The sequence below is a fragment of the Algoriphagus sp. genome (genome assembly GCF_046296635.1).
Classification (GTDB): domain Bacteria; phylum Bacteroidota; class Bacteroidia; order Cytophagales; family Cyclobacteriaceae; genus Algoriphagus.
Map to the genome: position 1 here is coordinate 18,859 of NZ_JBKBKZ010000025.1, position 17,656 is coordinate 36,514.

The following is a 17,656-nucleotide window of genomic DNA, read 5'->3' on the forward strand; positions in this document are numbered from 1 at the left end:
AAACGCCCGAGACTTTTTTAAGTAAAATTTTAGGGCTTTGGTTCAGGTTTTTACCGCAATTTCCAAAGATATTTTTGTAGCGATTTTGGCTTTGTTGATCTGACCAGCTATATTTGCACAACCTTTCGGAAAAGGACGTTTTTCGAGGTGTTTAATGGTCGGTTCGTCTAGGGGTTAGGACGTATCCCTTTCACGGATAAAACACGGGTTCGATTCCCGTACCGACTACTATTACGTTGATTATCAATAAGATACTTCAGTGTTTTTTTTAAATTTTTGCATTATTATGGTCGGTTCGTCTAGGGGTTAGGACGTATCCCTTTCACGGATAAAACACGGGTTCGATTCCCGTACCGACTACTAGATTAGAAGAATAAATTCTGGAAAATCTATTCAATTTTTGTTTTATGGTTGTTAGTGGTTAAAGTGTACAAAATCCCGATCTGTGATCGGGATTTTTGTTTTTACTACCATTTATATCAACGGCGAGCATCAAACTTTCATTTTTTCTATTTTGGAGTCTCGAATCAACCTATTCTATGTTCAAACCCAAAAACAGCCCCGCTTTATACCTTGCAATACTGCTAGGAGCTACGACGCTTGTAACCTCCTGTAAAAAGTCTGAGCCTGTTGATCTTAGGATCAAAACACTCACGAAGGAAGAAATCACACCCTTGGCAGAGGCCGCAATCAAATCCATCAATCCGGTCTTGGTCGATGGGCTCAAACTGTCCGTTTGGGCTGTGGATTCCTTGGTGAAAGATCCCATTTCCATTCAGGTAAATGAGTGGGGGGAAGTTTTTTATGCGCGATCTCCCCGTCGGAACAATTCTGAATTTGATATACGTGGTCATCAGAGTTGGGAAATCCGATCCATCGGATTGCAGACGATTGCTGATAAGCGAGCTTTTCTCCGAGCTGAGTTATCACCGGAGCGATCTTCAGAAAATACTTGGCTTGCTGACCTGAACGGTGACGGTTCTCATGATTGGAGAGATATGACCCTGGAGCAAAATGAGGTCATCAAGCTCAAAGATACCGATGGTGATGGTTACGCGGATTGGTCTCAGATCATGATGCAAGACCTGAATGATGAAGTAACTGATGTCGCAGGAGGATTGATGAAAACGGATGATGCCCTTTTCGTAGCTGCTGGACCTGATCTTTGGAAGTTTTTAGATACCAACGGAGATGGCATTATGGATGAAAAAACATCCCTTTCTCACGGCTATGGCATTCACATTGGTTTTGGAGGACATGGAATGTCCGGAATCAAAATGGGCCCTGATGGCAGAGTCTATTGGGGAATCGGTGATATTGGGTTTAATGGAAAAGGATCTGACGACACTGAATATAAATATCCAAATCGCGGGGTAATCGCTCGGGCAAATCCAGACGGAAGCGACTTTGAGATTTTTGCCATGGGCGTCAGAAATACCCATGAGTTTACATTTGACCAGTTCAATAACCTGATCTCTGTGGATAATGATGGAGATCATGCAGGCGAAAGAGAACGCCTGGTTTATCTAGTTAATGGCTCCGACACGGGTTGGAGAATCAACTGGCAATTTGGAAAATACAGAGATCCTGACAACAATACGTATAAAGTGTGGATGGATGAGAAGCTTTACCTTCCTCGTTGGGATGGGCAGGCAGCCTACATCACTCCATGCATTCAGAATTATGTGAATGGCCCAACTGGAATGGTTTTCAATCCAGGTTCAGGTTTGGGACAGCGTTGGAAAGATCACTTTTTCGTAGCCGAATTTGTTGGAAATCCGGCCAACTCCGGTGTTCATGCATTTCAGCTTCAGCCCAAAGGTGCTTCATTTGAAATGACCAAAACTGAAAAAATCCTCGGGGGTCTTCTGGCCACCGGATTGGATTTTGGACCAGATGGCACGCTGTATATGGCGGATTTTATCACAGGTTGGGATGATAAAAACTATGGTCGCGTTTGGACTTTGAAGGATGAAACTGCTGCAGGTTGGGATCTTCAAAAGCAGACCGAAACGGAATTGCAAACTGATTACAAAAAGCTGGCAGAAAATGACCTCAAGTCAAAATTGTATTTCGAAGATCAGCGAGTTCGTAGAAAAGCACAATTTGAATTAGCCAAGCGAGGAAAAAAAGGAGCAGCTATTTTCCAGGAGGTAGTTCAAGACAAAAGCAGTCAATTGGCAAGAGTACATGCCATCGTTGGACTCAGCCAATTGGCAAGAATGGATGATATGTCTTTCGCTGACGCGCTGGTTCCATTATTGAAAGATTCTGATCCTGAAATCAAAGCCCAAGCTGCGAAATGGATTGGGGATATCAAATACAAAAAGGCAGGAGCTGAACTGATTGCCGGTCTGAAAGACGAAAACCCAAGGGTGAGATTTTTCAGTGCTGAGGCCTTGGGAAGAAATGCAAATGCAGATGCTGTTCAACAATTGATAACACTTTTGGAAGAAAATAATGACGAAGATGCCTATCTACGTCATGCAGCAAGTTTGGCGCTTTCCAGAATCGGCAAAGTAGATGTTATCGCTTCACTTTCGACTCATGCCTCTAAAGCAGTTAGAATGGGTGCGGTATTGGCCTTGAGAAGACTAGAATCTCCTGAACTGGCTCGATTCCTCACTGATTCTGAGGAATTGATCGTGACTGAAGCTGCAAGAGCGATACACGATGATTTTTCAGTTCCTGCATCTTTACCGGCTTTGGGTGCTTTGTTGAGTACAACTTCATTTCAGAATGAGCCACTTATTCGTAGAGCCATCAGTGCCAATCAACGTGTGGGAAAGGAAGAAAATCTTAATCACTTGTTGGCTTATTTGGGTAAATCCAATACACCCGAAGTCTTACGAACTGAAGCTTTAGCCGCAATTGGAACTTGGTCAAAGCCATCGCTTCTTGATCGTGTGGATGGAAGACATAGAGGCGAAGTGACAAGAGACCCGGTATTGATTCGGGATCGGGTTAAACCCGTTTTGGTGGCCCAGATTGGAAACAACCAAGAGGCCCTTAGATTAGAATCTGTTAAAGCAGTTGGTAAATTAGGTATGACTGACGTTTCTGATCTTCTGCTTACAAAATTAAAATCAGACCCCTCTGATCTTGTAAAAGTTCAATCTTTAAACTCATTAATGACCTTGAATGCACCAAACCTAGGGGAGGCGATTTCTATGGCTATGAGTGACAATTCCCAGTCTGTCAGAGTGGCTGGATTGGCTTTGTTGGCGCAAACTAGCTTGCCACAAGATCAAAAAGTCGCCCTCTTATCCGATATTATTCAGAAGAGAACAGTTCCGGAGAAGCAGACAGCATTGCTTACGTTGGCGTCGTTGGAAGGAAGTAAAGATTTTCCAGTATGGAAACAGGTTCTTGCAGATTTCGATGCAGGTAAACTTGCAGAAGGAACTTGGATAGAATTAGAAGAAGCGATTGCAGAAACCAAATCACCAGAATTGCAAGCTCAGTTTACTTCGCTTTTGGACAAAAAAGCAGGTGATGAACCTTGGAAAAAATTCGCAGGTGCATTGGCAGATGGGAACAGCAGAAGAGGTAGAAACATTTTCTTCGAAAATCAGACAGCACAATGTATTCGTTGCCATGCTTTCAATGACATGGGTGGAAATGCAGGTCCAGCCTTGAATGACATTGGAAATGTGCTCTCAAAAGAAGAGCTTCTGATCGCATTGGTTGAGCCCAGCAAAAGGTTGGCTCCAGGATTTGGTTTTGTCACTTTGGAGTTGAACTCTGGAGAAACCATTTCTGGTACCTTGATGGCGGATCTGCCTGAGGGTGTGACAGTAAAGATTGGGACAGACGAAAAACTAATCCCTCGAAAAGACATTAAATCCACCAAAGTAGCACCATCCAGTATGCCTGCCATGGGAGACATTTTGAGTAAGCGCGATATTAGGGATTTGGTCACTTACCTTGGAACTTTGAGAAGGAGGTTCGAATGAAGAAGCTATTGATTGTTTCGCTTGGGATTATTGGCTTCATATTGTTGCTTTCACCATGGTTTTTAATCCTATTTGGAAGAAATCAGCTGCATGATTTTGATATTCCCAAGCAGGAACAATTAGTAGAAAATGGGCAAAAGAAACGCATATTGGTTATTTTTCCGCATCCGGATGATGAAGTAACCGTCGCAGGTACTTTGATGAAACTGAAAGATGAAGGTCATGAGATTCAGATGGTCTGTCTGACACGTGGTGAAAAAGGTAAATCATCCGGAGTTGAAGATGAAATTGAACTGGCGAATCTCAGAACTGTGGAGATGCAAGAGGCAGCAGATTTAATAGGTGCTGATCAGCTACATCTAAAAGACTACCCGGACAGCGGTTTGGAAAAACTCGGTTTGGATTCCCTGAAAGAAATTGTTGACCGATTGATCAATGAAATCAATCCAGATGTCTTAATCAGCTATGATTCCAAGGTTGGGTTGTATGGGCATCCAGATCATCGCCTTACCGGATTGGCAGTAGAGGAGGTTTTTTTGGAGAAAAGAGGACTTTTTGAGTTTACTCCTCAAGAAATGTATCAAGTTACCCTATGTAAAAAACAGGTGAAACTTGCCTTGAGACTTTCATCAAGTTTTCAGAAAAACTATCCAGAAGACCCTTCAATGGGATTACCTAGACCTGATTTTTCGGTTGAAACACAGGAATATTTCCCAAGAACACTAGAGGTGATGAAAGCTCATCAGACACAACAATCCGTCCTAAAAGACCTGATGCCATTTCACGATAAGGTTCCCGTCTGGATTTACTCCAGGGTTTTTGATCGGGAATATTTTAGGGAAGTGAAGTAAGTACCTATCCTCAATGATCAGTCCACAACTTGTTGACAATGAGATTTAAAGCAACTAGACGATAAAGCGCAGGTTGGTTACCGTTCAGACAAAAAATACTAACAATCGCCATTTTTAACATCTGCAATTCCCTCAACAAGAAATTTACGAACTTGCTTTAATTGCTTTATTTTACCGTCAATTTCCTTTATTTTCAATTCCAAGACTTCGACTTTTTTCTCAACAGACAGCTTTTTACTGTACCAACTTTCAAGTAGAGTTTTGATTTCTGACAGGGTGAACCCAATTTCTTTCGCCTCTTTGATAAGTTCTATTTTTTCCACGAGAACCTCATCATACTGCTTATAGTTGTTGGTCTTTACCTTTTCATCGGTGATTCCATTGAATAGACCATAGTTTTCATAATATCTCAAAGTGTGTATGGATAGTCCTGTTCGTTTTGATAATTCGTTGATTAACATTTGAAGCAATTATTATTGAAAAATAAATATGATGTATAGACTATACTCTATACTTGTAGGTTACAAATATATGACTTTCCTTTACATATCACTTAAAATTTCAGGTTATGGAAGGCAAAATTTCAGCAGCAAAATTGATCATAAGGTTTGCATCATTGTACAACGCCAGTGCACTTGCTATTTTTTTGGTACCAGGCGCATTGACTCTTTTTGGAGTAGAAGAGCCCTATTCTTCCTTTTGGCGGGTTTTACCTGCCTTGTTGGCAAGTTTTGGTGCAGTAACACTTTGGATATCATCCAATAACATCGTGCAGTTTGCTGCCTTTCCTGTATGGAACGGTATCATTAGAATTGTTTTTGCAACCATTGCCCTTGCAGCAGGCTATCATCAAATCATGGGCGCTTTTATACTCTTATTGGCCGTGGGAGATCTACTCATTGGCATCCTGACGATTACTCTTGTTAAAAGGGCTTTGAACAAATCAATAATCCACTTACTGGCAAATAAATAGAAGTATGAAAAAATTAACAGATTTGAAATTTCTCTTTGTTGCGGTCGCGATTCTAGAATTTTTCTATTTCGTAACGGCAATGCTTCCTCCTTCAATTATTCCATTGGTTACTGGATGGAACCTAAATGCAGATGGTCACTGGATTGTCAAAATCCTAGGTTTATCCCTCGGAGTGATGGGCTATATCGCCTGGATATTTAGAAAAAAGCCTCATTTGGGTATTGCAAAAGGGCTTGCGGCTTACCAAATAGGCAGTGCAACTATGGATTGGGTGATGTGGTTGGTGTTGAAGGATGAGGGAATTTTTGACAATACTTTTGCACAAATAAGCGTGATTGTGGCGATTGCTTCGCATTATTTTTTGGGGATTCTACTATTAATTGGTATAAACAAAGCAGGTAAAAATGGATAATATCATAAAGTATTTTTCAGGGGAAAAACTACAATGTAGTATCGGAATCCTAATTGGGCTTATGGGCCTAGGTCTTTCTGTCTATTTCATTTACTTAAATAAAGTTGTCTTTAAGGGTGTTGCTTTTGCCTTCATTCCGCTTTCCATCTTGCTTTTAGTAATTTGTGTTGGTATCGTAATCCGAACGCCAAAAGACGTTAAAAGAGTAGGCACTTATTACGAAATTGAGCCAAGCAAAATGCAAACAGAAGAATTACCCCGAATGGAAAAAGTAATGAAAATCTTTCCAGTTGCTAAAATGGTAGAGATTGGTTTTATCATTGTGGGCATTTTCTTAGTGCTGGTATTTATGAAAAATGACCTGCTAAAAGGCATTGGGATTGGGCTAATTATACAAGGAGTTATGTTGTTTGGATTTGATCATTTTGCTGAGTCGAGGGCTAAGATTTATTTTGAATTCCTTAACTCAATTTGAATTTATAGTCAAACTCGGGCGTAAATAGGTAAAAAATCCAAAACAGTAATAACTGAATATGCAATACGTTGGATACGGTTTAGTGCTCATTCACTTTTTTTTACTCCTGTGGTCGACAGGTGGAATAATAGAGTTGGTGTCTACTAAGGTGCTCTGGACTCCCTATACGAACATTGATTTTCCAAAATGGTTACTACCCATTCATTTTGGTTCTGTGATGATTACCTCGATAGGATTCTTGATTGGCTACTTTACCGGATGGAGTAAAACTCCGGAATTTATGCTTGCAGCATATACGATGCTGTTCACAATCTGCGTCATTGAGACTTTTGGATTTATGACAAGTCAAACAAGGTATTTAGCTATGGTAATAGAACTTGTGACCTATATAGTAATTCTGGCATTGTTATTTAAACACAAGTATTTTGTTAATTACTTTGCTTAGTTATCTGTAAAGATTTGTATTTAAACTGCCTAGGTAAAGCTTTAAAAAAAAGCCCGTAAGGTAATTCGGGCTTTTGGTCAAATGGCAAGGTTTGTTAGTACTTAATAGATTTTACCTAAATCCCAATTTTGTTCTCACACGATTTAAAAGAGGGTAAGCCACGCCTCGTGCCTTTTCTTCTCCTGCTGCAAGCCTTTTCTCGATTTCCTCCCGGTTGTCCATGAAGAAATTAAAGGTCTCTCGCTCTTTAGCATATTTGCTAAGGATTAATTCCATTAATTCCTTTTTGGCATGGCCGTAGCCATAATTTCCTCCTAAATAATTAGCACGCATTTTTTCTATTTGCTCCTGAGAAGCCAACAACCTATATAATGCAAAGACATTACAAGTTTCTGGATTTTTTGGATCTTCCAAAGCTGTGCTATCGGTAATGATGCTGTTTACATTCTTTTTTAGTTCCTTCTCAGGCAAAAAAATATCGATATAATTATTATAAGTTTTACTCATCTTAAGCCCGTCAGTTCCCGGAATGATCTTCACCTCCTCACTAATTCTTGCTTCGGGGATGGTCAGAATTTCTTCCTCCATTATTCTATTGAAAGTCGTAGCAATGTCGCGAGTCATCTCCAGATGCTGAAGTTGATCTTTTCCCACGGGAACAAGATTGGCCGAGTAAAGCAGGATATCTGCTGCCATCAAAACCGGATAAGTGAAAAGCCCGGCATTTACATCAGCAAGTCTGGAAGCTTTATCCTTGAAGCTATGCGCATTGGCCAGCATAGGGTAGGGACTGAAGCAATTGAGATACCAGGTGAGCTCTGCGACTTCCGGAATATGAGACTGACGGTAAAAGGTGGTCTTTTCAATATCCAATCCAAAAGCCAACCACGCAGCAGCCACTGCGAGGGTGTTTTCTTTGCGAAGCGCACCGTCTTTGATTGAAGTAAGGGAGTGGAAATCAGCGATAAAAATAAAGGCCTCTTCCTTATTCTGATTGATCAGATCAATTGCGGGAACAATCGCTCCCAAAATGTTCCCAAAGTGTGGTCGACCTGAGCTTTGAATGCCCGTTAGTACTCTTGCCATTTTCTTTAATTTGTCGCAAATTAAGCAAATCAGCCTACAATCGAGGCTAAATTATGCGTTAATTGCAGCTATGATTCGTTTTGCATTTCCCCTTTTCTTTTTCTCTTTTCTCATCTTCTCTCCATTGTGCTCTCAAGCTCAGGAGAGTACAGTTCCAAAAGTGATTTGGAAAGTCAACAGAATTGATTTGGGTACAATATTGGAAGAGCAAGGCTTTCAAACTGCCGAGTTCGAATATACCAATACCCAGGATTCGCTTTTCTTCATTAAAGATGTTTGGTTGGAGTGTGGCTGTACTATCGTAGAATTCTCTAGGGACAGTATTAGCTTGGGAGAATCCGGGAAGCTGAAAATCTCCTTTGATCCGACTTCCGCAGCCGGTTTTTTCTCAAAATTGATTGTAATAAATGGGAATCTTAGTGGAGTAACTGATTCCCTGTTTTTGGAGGGAATATCCATTCCCTATCCAAGTGATATAAAAAGGGCCTATCCAATTTCGCAAGGCGCTTTGAGGTTTCGTCTGAAGAAAATCAACATGGGTGAGGTCTTCGATAATGAGCCAAGAATTAAGTACGTTGAATTTTTCAACCAAGGAGAACAACTACTTGATCAGGAGGAATTTCTTGCTTTAGTACCCAAATACATTCAAGTTTCTCAAGTTCAGCCATTTGTAAGGCCGCAAGAAAGGGGTTTGCTAATGATTCGGTACGATGGAAAATCTCGAAATGATTTAGGGTATTTTGAAGATGCTGTTCCGGTTAGTTGGGAAAATATCCCTGGCTCTGAAATCAGACTGGAACTTATTGCGAATTTATTCGAATACTTTCCCCCTGTGCCAAGAAGTAATTTGAATGAAGTTCCTCAGCTTTTCATAGCTCAAAAAGAAATTGACCTCAGAGAAATAAGTTCCAGAACATTGGTGCGAAGAACTGTCACCTTGGTAAATAAAGGTCGCCAAATACTTGAAATAAGAAAAATCCAGGGAAACTGCGAATGCTTGAAAATCGAGGCCCCAAAAGACAGACTCGAGCCAGGCGAAAGTATGGAGCTTTCACTTACACTTGATCCTATAGGAAGAAAAGGGATTGACCAGCGGAATATTTATATCTTTTCAAATGATCCCTTAAACCCAGTTCAATTGATTGTAATGAAAAGTAGAATTGAGTAAGTCTATACTAGAATTGAAATATATTTAACTTTTATAGTAATTGATCTTTCCATGAAAGCTTCACAAAAACTACGTTATCTGGTTTTTATAGGATTGTTCTTATGCCCCATTTTTTCGTTTGCGCAATCCAATTTTAGAATTCTACCCTATCTCCAAGTAGCTGACAAAAATCTGATTCAGATCAGATGGTTTGCGGATCAAAATTATTCCTCAAGTATTTTAATAAAAGACAGTAAGGGTAATTTGCTCAGTTCCGGGAATGTGCAAGGAGTAGAAATACCGGACCTTTATTACACCACTATCGAAAAGTCACAAACCATTGCTGGACTTGACGGACAAAATTGGATAGGTGGCGATAAGTATTTCAGGTATGAATATTCCATTCGGGTACCTTTTGGAGAAAATGTAACCTATGAAGTCCAACTCAATGGACAGCAATTTACCAATGGTTTCAAGTCTGCTCCAGACTCTAGAGATTGGGAAAATATCCGTTTCATTGCACTTTCAGACTCCGAGACCGAACCTCTTGGTAGAGTCACTAATCGAGCTTGGTACCCAGGTCAACCGTTGATCAGGTTTTTCACAGTTCCAGCCTTGTGGAAACAAAAGTTCGGTACTACTCTAGAGGGAGGTTTCGAACTGCCTAATTATTTTTTAACTGAGAAAGATGGTTATTCAGCTAATCTTGAAATCATTAATAGCCGAAAACCTGATTTTATGGTGATGCCTGGAGATTTGGTTCAAGGTGGTGGATATATGCCTGCTTGGGATGAGTTTTGGCGGCACAATTCCGGCGAATTTGGCAATGGTTTGTCCTCTTATCCAATAATTCCCGCATTAGGGAATTGGGAAAGCTTCGGTGGACTCAATAATGGCTATGGGATAAATGAAAAAGGACAATTCAATCCTGTAGTTGGTAGAAAAAGATTTCATTCATTTTTTGAAATAGATATTGAAGATCCCCTTCAGAAGCATCGTCAAAGCTATTATCGAACAGATTATGGTCCGATTACTATCTTAACTCTTGACTCCTCTAATGGAACTCCTGAAGAAAAAAGATCTGATACTCCTATTGAACAAAGGCTAAAAAATAAGGAGTACACCGGACCTGGCACGGATACTCAGGAAAATTTTACTCAATCCGAATACAATGCAGCAGGTGGCACAGACCTATCTGGATTTGGTCTTGGTACAGATCAATACACTTGGCTGGAAGCAAACTTGAAGCAGGCAAAAGAGCAGAAGCAATTGATTTTTGTCCAATTTCATCATGTTCCTTATGGCTCCGGTGAACATGGTGTTCCGATGAATCATGAATTATCAACTGGCCAAGGTGGAACTCCGATGCGGATTCTCCATCCTCTTTTTGAGGAGTATGGAGTGATTGCAGTACTTGCAGGCCATGATGAACTTTTTGAGCGATCTTTTGTGGATATAGATGGAGATGGCAAAGGCGTGCATTATTACGATGTAGGTGTAGCAGGAGATGGCTTAAGAGGAGTGAAGCGAAATTGGCTTTCTAATCCATTGGCTACCTTAGATTATAATGAATTTTCCAAGTGGACCGCGGATCAAAAATCTATAGAGCAGTGGAATACCTCCGGTGCCAATCCTGTTTTGACAGATGGAGGCAAACACTATGGTCACCTTGAGGTGAATCTGAAAAAAATTCAGGATGGAGGAAAAACCTTTGCTCAAATTGATTTTGAGCCGGTTTATGCTTTTCCAGTAATGGATCAAAATTACGATTTGCAGCGAATCGAGCGAAGAGTGTATAATGATCCATTGAGGATTTTGGTAGAGTTGGAGGACGTTACAATCGAACCGATTTTCAAAAAGGAAATCACGGTAGAATTGGATGAGGCTGGAAAAGTAATCACCACGATCAAAGATTACCTCCAAAATGAACCTAAAGAAGACTGGAAGGTGGAGTTTTCAAGAAGTCCAGAATACACTTGTTCAGATTTGGAAGGAAGTGAGAATCAAATAAAAATCACCGATAATAAGGGAAATACTTGGACAGAAGTTGTCCTTGTGAAAGTCAAAGATCAATCTCCTCCCACCTTGGTACCTAAGAACATCAGCATTGACTTGGATGTGACCAAGGGAGTCGTTGAAATCACACCTGAAATGGTTTTGGCAGAGTTTGGTGATAATTGCGGAATTAAATCTCTCACAATAAATAAAAATCGATTCACCTGTGAGGATATTGGGAAAGAAGTCTCTGTTGCAATCAGAGCAGTGGATAATTCCGGAAATGTGAAAGAGGCAGTTGTGGTGGTGACGATCAAAAGGTTTGCACCGGAAATAGTCAGTCTCTCGGGTCCCAATACTTTCTGTGAAGGGGAAAACGGGAAGTTAGAACTTAGTTCAGCACATCCTTTTGAGGTCGTCCGTTGGAGAAGAAACGGTGTAGAGATCCCTGGACAAACAGGTAAATCCTTGGAAGTTACACAATCCGGTGTTTACCATGCGATTATACGCTATCAAGGAGGATGCTTGGCCGAATCAAAAGATTTTGAAGTCAAAGTTAATCCGCTTCCGAAGGGTGAAATCGCTGTTGATGGAAATATTCTTCTAGCTCCTGAGGGTGATTTTACCTATCAATGGTTTAGAAATGGAGAGAAACTGGAAGGTTCGACTTCAAGAACTTTCACAGCCCAGCTAATGGGAGAATATAGTGTGGAATTGACTTCAACTGCGGGCTGTAAAGCTAAATTGAAGGTGGTGACTTTGACGATTTCAGGCCTTTTTGGAAAAGTAATAAATGAAGCTCGAACTCTAAAGATCTATCCAAACCCAGCATCTGATCGAGTCGTCTTGGAGTTTCCTGATGGAGCATTAGTCTCCATTCCGTCACTTTCCCTATATTCATCAGAGGGAAAAAATGTCACCGATAAAGTTCAGATATCTATCCTAAATGATTCTAAAGTCGAAATTATTTTAAACCGATTAGCAAATGGCACGTACCTGATTTGGGTTATTGCTCAAGATCAGAAAACCTACTTTGGTAAACTAGTCATCCTTAATTGAACAAACACGAATGAAACTATTCACAATTTGTAGTATCCTTTTCTTGACTATTTTTCATACTTCGTACGCTCAAACAATCCCGTATTCTAAGGGAAGAATAGCCATCAGCTCCGATGGAAATGAACACGATGAAGACGATTGGGCTGCCACACCGATGAGTCTTGCGCTTCTTGCCGCTCGTAGTCTTCAGAATCAGTTGGTGGTTTATACCTTCAGTGATCATACCTGGGGTTCCAACAAGGAAAAGCCCGATGCTGATGCACAAATGCGTGAAAGTGCATTTCTCGGAGCTAGAAAATTTGGGTTTAAAAAAACTAAATTTATTGAAGCTATAGCGGCACCCAATTTTGCAGTGATCGAACTAACCAAGCAAATCAATAAAAGCTCAGCCAAAGATCCTCTGACGATCATTGCTGCGGGCCCGATGAATATCATTGGAGACGCATTGAATGAAGCTGATTCAGTCAAATTAAAATATGTGAGATTGATTTCGCACTCCACTTGGAATGATGAACATGCCGACAAGCCCTACGAATGGGAAACTCATGAAGGCTGGACATGGGCAGAATTGGAAGAAAAATTCGGACCCAAAGGCTTACAAATGGATCATATTGTTGATCAAAATGGGGGGTCTGATTACGAAGGCTTGAAGACCGATCTGAGCAAATATGATTGGATCAAAACATCAGTAAAAAAAGACCAAAAGCCGTATGAAAAAGGGGCTTGGGATTGGTTATATAGTAGATTGGTTGCTTCGCAAAAAGGGGAGGAGTTTGATCCCTCAGACGCTGGAATGATTATTTATTTGTTGACTGGAAAGCAAAAAACCAGTCCGGAAGACTTGAGAGAGATTTTGGAGAATCCGGGGAAGATGAAGTAGAGTTGGGAGACGGAAGATTGAAAACGTTATTGCCAAAGTGAGTGTCACCACTCACTTTTTTTATTTTGAGGAATGCCAATTCCGGTGATTGAAGACTTTCTCAATGGCGGAAGGTTGTGTCAGTCCGAGCACCAGACCGTCGAGAGTCGGGAAGTACGAGGACCCATCGACTCCGTTCAGGCTGACTCAAATCTTCCCACTTTTAAATCTGTATTAGTGGTCATTACCTTATTTTTCCCAAATATCTTTTGCATGGCGAAAAGTGTCAACAGAAAAGCTATCAAGAGTAGTAGGGCTGCTAAAATAAAGGGTGCTCCCGGAAGATATATAGAACCCTCGGGTTGCGTGAAATAGTAAAAGGTAGGTGAAAAAATCAGTAAGCCTATTATGGATGTAAGACTAACTAGGCCTGTGATGGCACCCTGTAAATTTCCCTGCTCTTTTTCAGAAACTTCATCGGAAATGATGCTTTGAACCGTAGGTCCTGCTATTCCCCCAAATGAATAGGCGAATAGGAAAACATAGAGCATCCAAGGTTCGGAAGCTAGGGAGAATAAAAACATTCCAAGAGTCCAAAACAGAAACCCGATGGTGATTACCTTCCGCTTTCCCAATTTTTGGACCAAGAAACCAATTAAAAAACCTTGGACAATAGACACGGCTAAGCCAACCACCATTAGCGATATTCCAATGTCCCTTGGGCTCCATTGATATCGCTCAATTCCATGATAAGACCAAATAGACGGCAACACTTGACCAGCGAGATTTGACAGGAAAAAGGCTAGAATGAGCAGTAAAACACCTTTGTAATTCCTGAGACTTAACAGCGAAACTCCCGGAATCATTTTTGAAAAATTGATCTTTCTTCTGTTTTCAACAGCCAAAGATTCCGGCACAAAAAACCAACCAAATAGAAAATTCAAAAATGTCAGACCTGCTGCCATATAAAAGGGTAGGCGGATGTCAATATTCCCGAAAAAGCCTCCAATACCGGGGCCGATAATAAAACCCAAACCAAAGGCTGCGCCGATAATGCCAAAGTTTTTTGCCTTATTTTCCTTGGTGCTGATATCTGCAATGTATGCTGAAGCTACGGTAAAGCTCGCTCCGGTAATTCCAGCCAAAAATCTTCCAACAAACAGCCAAGCGATACTCGGTGCCCACGCGTGGATCAAATAATCAATACTCAACCCAAATAAGGCCATCAATAAAATAGGTCTTCTTCCATATTGATCTGAAATCTCGCCCAACACCGGAGAAAACAGAAATTGCATCACCGCAAAAGAAGTAGTCAGCCACATGCCGTAAATGACCGCAAGGTGAGTTCCTTCACCTGTCAGTTCCATGATCAATTCTGGGATGATGGGAATGATGATTCCTATTCCAATTACATCCACCAAGATGGTAACAAAAATAAAAAGTAACGCAGATTTGCTGGAACGCATAGTTGAAGGTATTTATGAAAGGCGGTTTAAATTTTTGGGAAAAGGGTTTTATGCTGAAAATTAAAACTTTAGCATAGAAACTATTAGGGATGCTGCTATGTTCGAATGGAATTATTTAAAAAGCAATACGTCTTTTGCAACCTTGCTTTATTCCTTTGTGTTTATCCGCAATGCATACCATAGAACCTTACTACAACTGGAGGAATTTATACATCGCTTCCGAGGACCCAAAGTCTCCTTTTTTTGTTTTCCGTAAGAATTTAGAAATGGAAAGAGTGAGGAGAATTTTGGTGATTTTTTTATGTTTAAGCCTTTTAGTAGTTCCAACTATGGGGCAAGAGACGGTTCGTAAGTTTGGATTGGAGGCTCAAACCGGTTGGATCATTCCTCACAATTCTGAGCTTCGGGATATTGCATCCACTCGTCCATTTTCCCTTGGAATCTCTTCTCAATGGATGAAAACCTCCCGAAAAAACTGGGAAGCATGCAACTGTTTTCATTATTTGGGATTGAATCTATCAGTCATTGATTTTCAAAATCAGAAAGAGCTTGGACAAGCTTGGAACCTAAGTGGGAGTTTTGAACCTTTTCTTTTTCGTTCTGGAAAATGGGCCGGCAGTCTTGCAACGGGTATTGGAGTCAGTTATCTCACTAGGGTTTATGATCCGATTGAGAATCCTCGAAATACCTTTTTTAGTGCACCGATGAGCTTTTTGCTTTTTGTAGCACCAAAGCTCACTTATGAGCTTTCACCAAATTGGGCTATTCAAACTTCCTTTACCTACAACCACATTTCCAATGGAGGTCAACGGCAACCCAATCGTGGGATGAACTTTCCGATGTGGGGTTTGGGAATTCTTCATTCCACCAAAAGCGTCGAATTCCCCAGTTTTCAGAAAAGTCAGCTTTCAAGAAATTGGTCCTTTTATACTGATTTGGGCTTCAATACCCGTGATGGTGGTGATGGTTCAAGGAATCCAAACTTCACACTTGCTGGAGGTGGGTATCGTCAATTAAGTGGGATCATTGGAGCCGGAGGAGGATTGGAGTTGGCAAAGGATTTCTCTCTACCAATCCAAGAAAGCAGAACAGAGGCCTTGATTCCAGGGATTTTTTTGGAAAATCATTTCCTGTTTGGAAGATTTGATTTTAGCCAGCGCATGGTCAGGTACCTATCCAAGCCTGAAAGATATCAGGAAGACCAAGATTTTTACCAAAGATATACGCTCAATTATTTGATTGGGAAAAACTTCCGAATTGGTGCAGGACTTAAAGCCCACGGACATGTGGCAGAGTATATGGATTTTAGAATAGGGTGGAAGTTTTAATCGGCAAAAGTTAAATTTTTCATGGAGTTCCAATCTGCTCGCCATGGTGAGTGTCCGCACTCACTTTTAATTTCACTATTTCCGATTCCGGTGATTGAAGTCCAGCCTACGGATGACAGGCATTCAACGGGGCGGAGAGGGCAGGCACTTACTTAGGAGGAGAAATATTCAATTCCGGTGAGTGAAGAGTCACTCACTGGGGCGAAAATTTAGTGTGACCAAAATCTTCCAATCTTCCAATTAAGTCCGGGTTTCGACTCCCCGCCACGGCCAAGCTGCTCAACCTGACACAAACTCCCAATCACTTAAAAGCCTGCAACCCCGTAATCTCCTGCCCTAGGATCAACAGATGGATATCATGTGTTCCTTCGTAAGTCAACACAGACTCAAGATTCATCATGTGTCGCATGATTGGATATTCACCGGTGATTCCCATTCCTCCGTGAATCTGACGGGCTTCTCGTGCAATGTTCAGAGCCATTTCCACATTGTTCCGTTTTGCCATGGATATGTGGACAGTTTTAGCAGTACCTTCATTCATCATCTTGCCAACTTTCCAAGCCAAAAGTTGCGCTTTGGTGATTTCAGTGAGCATTTCTGCGAGTTTCTTTTGAGTCAGTTGAAATCCTCCGATAGGCTTTCCAAACTGAATGCGTTCTGCAGCATATCTTCTCGCGGATTCATAGCAATCCATAGCAGCACCGATAGCGCCCCAAGCGATTCCAAATCTGGCAGAGTCCAAACACATCATCGGAGCACCCAAACCTGATTTGCCGGGAAGTAGGTTTTCCTTTGGTACTTTGACATTGTCAAAAACCAATTCTCCGGTACAGGATGCTCGAAGCGACCATTTTCCATGAGTTTCAGGAGTAGTGAAACCTTCCATTCCACGCTCGACGATCAATCCGTGAATTCGTCCTTCTTCGTTTTTCGCCCAAACAACTGCAACATCAGCCTTTGGGGAATTGGAAATCCACATTTTAGCGCCATTAAGCAGGTAGTGGTCTCCCATATCCTTGAAGTTGGTGACCATGCCGCTTGGATTGGAACCGTGGTCAGGTTCGGTCAGGCCGAAGCAACCTAGAAATTCACCTGAAGCTAATTTTGGAAGAAACTTTTTTCGCTGGGCCTCAGATCCAAATTTGTAGATCGGATACATGACGAGCGAACCTTGAACAGAAGCTGTGGAACGCATTCCGGAATCGCCACGCTCGATTTCCTGCATAATCAGTCCGTAGGAGATGTAATCCAGTCCGCCTCCTCCATATTCCTCCGGTAGTTGCGGACCGAAAGCCCCCACATCTCCAAATTTTTTGACGATTTCATATGGAAAATGATTTTTTTGAGCCCAATCCTCGATGTAAGGAGAGATTTCTTTTTTTACAAAATCCCGAATCGATGATCTGATCAACTTCTGCTCTTCGGTGAGCAGATCGTCCAGATCTAGAAAATCCACACCTTCAAAAAGATCCTGCTTGAGAGATTTCTGAATTTCAACAGCCTCCATGGTATATTTGGTTTATTTTTGGGAATCAGTCATTTTTGCTACGAACAAAAGCCAACAGCAGCCCGAAATTAAGGAGAAAGGTGCTGAAAAAACTACA

The 17,656-nt window shown here is 41.2% G+C and carries 13 protein-coding genes and 2 tRNA genes; 11 read left to right on the forward strand and 4 right to left on the reverse strand.

All coding sequences use genetic code 11. The features are described 5' to 3' along the window. The first annotated feature begins 156 nt into the window (after window positions 1–156). The 4 genes from ACK4HU_RS16450 to ACK4HU_RS16465 all read left to right on the forward strand — a co-directional run bounded on the left by ACK4HU_RS16450 (window position 157) and on the right by ACK4HU_RS16465 (window position 4,807). Window positions 157–228, forward strand: a tRNA-Glu gene (locus tag ACK4HU_RS16450). A 60-nt stretch (window positions 229–288) separates the two neighbouring features. Then, window positions 289–360, forward strand: a tRNA-Glu gene (locus tag ACK4HU_RS16455). Between the two features lie 179 nt (window positions 361–539). Beyond that, window positions 540–3,956: a HEAT repeat domain-containing protein gene (locus ACK4HU_RS16460; RefSeq protein WP_409808591.1), complete on the forward strand. Its 3,417-nt coding sequence runs from the start codon at window positions 540–542 to the stop codon at window positions 3,954–3,956. After that, the gene (locus tag ACK4HU_RS16465) at window positions 3,953–4,807 is read left to right on the forward strand and encodes a PIG-L deacetylase family protein (RefSeq protein ID WP_409808593.1); all 855 of its coding nucleotides are present in this window, start codon (window positions 3,953–3,955) and stop codon (window positions 4,805–4,807) included. The genes ACK4HU_RS16460 and ACK4HU_RS16465 overlap by 4 nt, the downstream gene beginning before the upstream one ends. A gap of 98 nt (window positions 4,808–4,905) precedes the next feature. On the opposite strand, the gene ACK4HU_RS16470 is transcribed toward ACK4HU_RS16465, so the two are convergent. Beyond that, window positions 4,906–5,268 carry a MerR family transcriptional regulator gene (locus tag ACK4HU_RS16470; RefSeq protein ID WP_409808595.1) on the reverse strand — a complete coding sequence of 121 codons (363 nt, stop codon included), beginning with the start codon at window positions 5,266–5,268 and terminating at the stop codon, window positions 4,906–4,908. A gap of 107 nt (window positions 5,269–5,375) precedes the next feature. Here ACK4HU_RS16470 and ACK4HU_RS16475 point away from each other — a divergent pair, with 107 nt between their 5' ends. From ACK4HU_RS16475 to ACK4HU_RS16485, 3 genes are read left to right on the forward strand one after another with little or no spacing between them, the layout of a single operon-like run. After that, window positions 5,376–5,780: a hypothetical protein gene (locus tag ACK4HU_RS16475; RefSeq protein WP_409808597.1), complete on the forward strand. Its 405-nt coding sequence runs from the start codon at window positions 5,376–5,378 to the stop codon at window positions 5,778–5,780. A 4-nt stretch (window positions 5,781–5,784) separates the two neighbouring features. Further along, complete coding sequence (locus ACK4HU_RS16480; protein WP_409808598.1) at window positions 5,785–6,192, forward strand: hypothetical protein; 408 nt, start codon at window positions 5,785–5,787, stop codon at window positions 6,190–6,192. Next, window positions 6,185–6,667: a DUF6992 family protein gene (locus tag ACK4HU_RS16485; protein WP_409808600.1), complete on the forward strand. Its 483-nt coding sequence runs from the start codon at window positions 6,185–6,187 to the stop codon at window positions 6,665–6,667. The genes ACK4HU_RS16480 and ACK4HU_RS16485 overlap by 8 nt, the downstream gene beginning before the upstream one ends. Window positions 6,668–7,223: 556 nt before the next feature. Here the strand turns inward: ACK4HU_RS16485 and trpS are convergent. Continuing rightward, window positions 7,224–8,198 (reverse strand): tryptophan--tRNA ligase, encoded by a 975-nt coding sequence (gene trpS, locus ACK4HU_RS16490; protein ID WP_409808601.1) that lies wholly within the window; start codon window positions 8,196–8,198, stop codon window positions 7,224–7,226. Window positions 8,199–8,268: 70 nt separating this feature from the next. Between trpS and ACK4HU_RS16495 the strand changes: the two genes are divergently transcribed. The 3 genes from ACK4HU_RS16495 to ACK4HU_RS16505 are packed head-to-tail and all read left to right on the forward strand — an operon-like array spanning window position 8,269 to window position 13,279. Beyond that, window positions 8,269–9,366, forward strand: coding sequence for a DUF1573 domain-containing protein (locus ACK4HU_RS16495; protein WP_409808603.1), 1,098 nt, complete (start codon window positions 8,269–8,271; stop codon window positions 9,364–9,366). A 51-nt stretch (window positions 9,367–9,417) separates the two neighbouring features. Continuing rightward, on the forward strand, window positions 9,418–12,399 hold the full coding sequence (locus tag ACK4HU_RS16500; RefSeq protein ID WP_409808604.1) for a metallophosphoesterase: 2,982 nt from the start codon (window positions 9,418–9,420) through the stop codon (window positions 12,397–12,399). Between the two features lie 10 nt (window positions 12,400–12,409). After that, complete coding sequence (locus tag ACK4HU_RS16505; RefSeq protein ID WP_409808606.1) at window positions 12,410–13,279, forward strand: hypothetical protein; 870 nt, start codon at window positions 12,410–12,412, stop codon at window positions 13,277–13,279. 176 nt (window positions 13,280–13,455) lie between these two features. Here ACK4HU_RS16505 and ACK4HU_RS16510 read toward each other — a convergent pair whose 3' ends face one another. Then, window positions 13,456–14,724: a TCR/Tet family MFS transporter gene (locus ACK4HU_RS16510; protein ID WP_409808608.1), complete on the reverse strand. Its 1,269-nt coding sequence runs from the start codon at window positions 14,722–14,724 to the stop codon at window positions 13,456–13,458. A 329-nt stretch (window positions 14,725–15,053) separates the two neighbouring features. On the opposite strand from ACK4HU_RS16510, the gene ACK4HU_RS16515 reads away from it, so the two are divergent. Further along, on the forward strand, window positions 15,054–16,052 hold the full coding sequence (locus tag ACK4HU_RS16515; protein ID WP_409808610.1) for an acyloxyacyl hydrolase: 999 nt from the start codon (window positions 15,054–15,056) through the stop codon (window positions 16,050–16,052). 301 nt (window positions 16,053–16,353) lie between these two features. On the opposite strand, the gene ACK4HU_RS16520 is transcribed toward ACK4HU_RS16515, so the two are convergent. Beyond that, a complete protein-coding gene (locus ACK4HU_RS16520; RefSeq protein ID WP_409808611.1) occupies window positions 16,354–17,559 on the reverse strand; it encodes an acyl-CoA dehydrogenase family protein in 1,206 nt (401 codons plus the stop codon). Between the last annotated feature and the right edge of the window lie 97 nt (window positions 17,560–17,656).

Coding starts and splice junctions, on each gene's coding strand:
- ACK4HU_RS16460 (WP_409808591.1), top strand. CDS start 540: ATGTTCAAACCCAAAAACAGCCCCGCTTTATACCTTGCAATACTGCTA.
- ACK4HU_RS16465 (WP_409808593.1), top strand. CDS start 3,953: ATGAAGAAGCTATTGATTGTTTCGCTTGGGATTATTGGCTTCATATTG.
- ACK4HU_RS16470 (WP_409808595.1), bottom strand. CDS start 5,268: ATGTTAATCAACGAATTATCAAAACGAACAGGACTATCCATACACACT.
- ACK4HU_RS16475 (WP_409808597.1), top strand. CDS start 5,376: ATGGAAGGCAAAATTTCAGCAGCAAAATTGATCATAAGGTTTGCATCA.
- ACK4HU_RS16480 (WP_409808598.1), top strand. CDS start 5,785: ATGAAAAAATTAACAGATTTGAAATTTCTCTTTGTTGCGGTCGCGATT.
- ACK4HU_RS16485 (WP_409808600.1), top strand. CDS start 6,185: ATGGATAATATCATAAAGTATTTTTCAGGGGAAAAACTACAATGTAGT.
- trpS (WP_409808601.1), bottom strand. CDS start 8,198: ATGGCAAGAGTACTAACGGGCATTCAAAGCTCAGGTCGACCACACTTT.
- ACK4HU_RS16495 (WP_409808603.1), top strand. CDS start 8,269: ATGATTCGTTTTGCATTTCCCCTTTTCTTTTTCTCTTTTCTCATCTTC.
- ACK4HU_RS16500 (WP_409808604.1), top strand. CDS start 9,418: ATGAAAGCTTCACAAAAACTACGTTATCTGGTTTTTATAGGATTGTTC.
- ACK4HU_RS16505 (WP_409808606.1), top strand. CDS start 12,410: ATGAAACTATTCACAATTTGTAGTATCCTTTTCTTGACTATTTTTCAT.
- ACK4HU_RS16510 (WP_409808608.1), bottom strand. CDS start 14,724: ATGCGTTCCAGCAAATCTGCGTTACTTTTTATTTTTGTTACCATCTTG.
- ACK4HU_RS16515 (WP_409808610.1), top strand. CDS start 15,054: ATGGGGCAAGAGACGGTTCGTAAGTTTGGATTGGAGGCTCAAACCGGT.
- ACK4HU_RS16520 (WP_409808611.1), bottom strand. CDS start 17,559: ATGGAGGCTGTTGAAATTCAGAAATCTCTCAAGCAGGATCTTTTTGAA.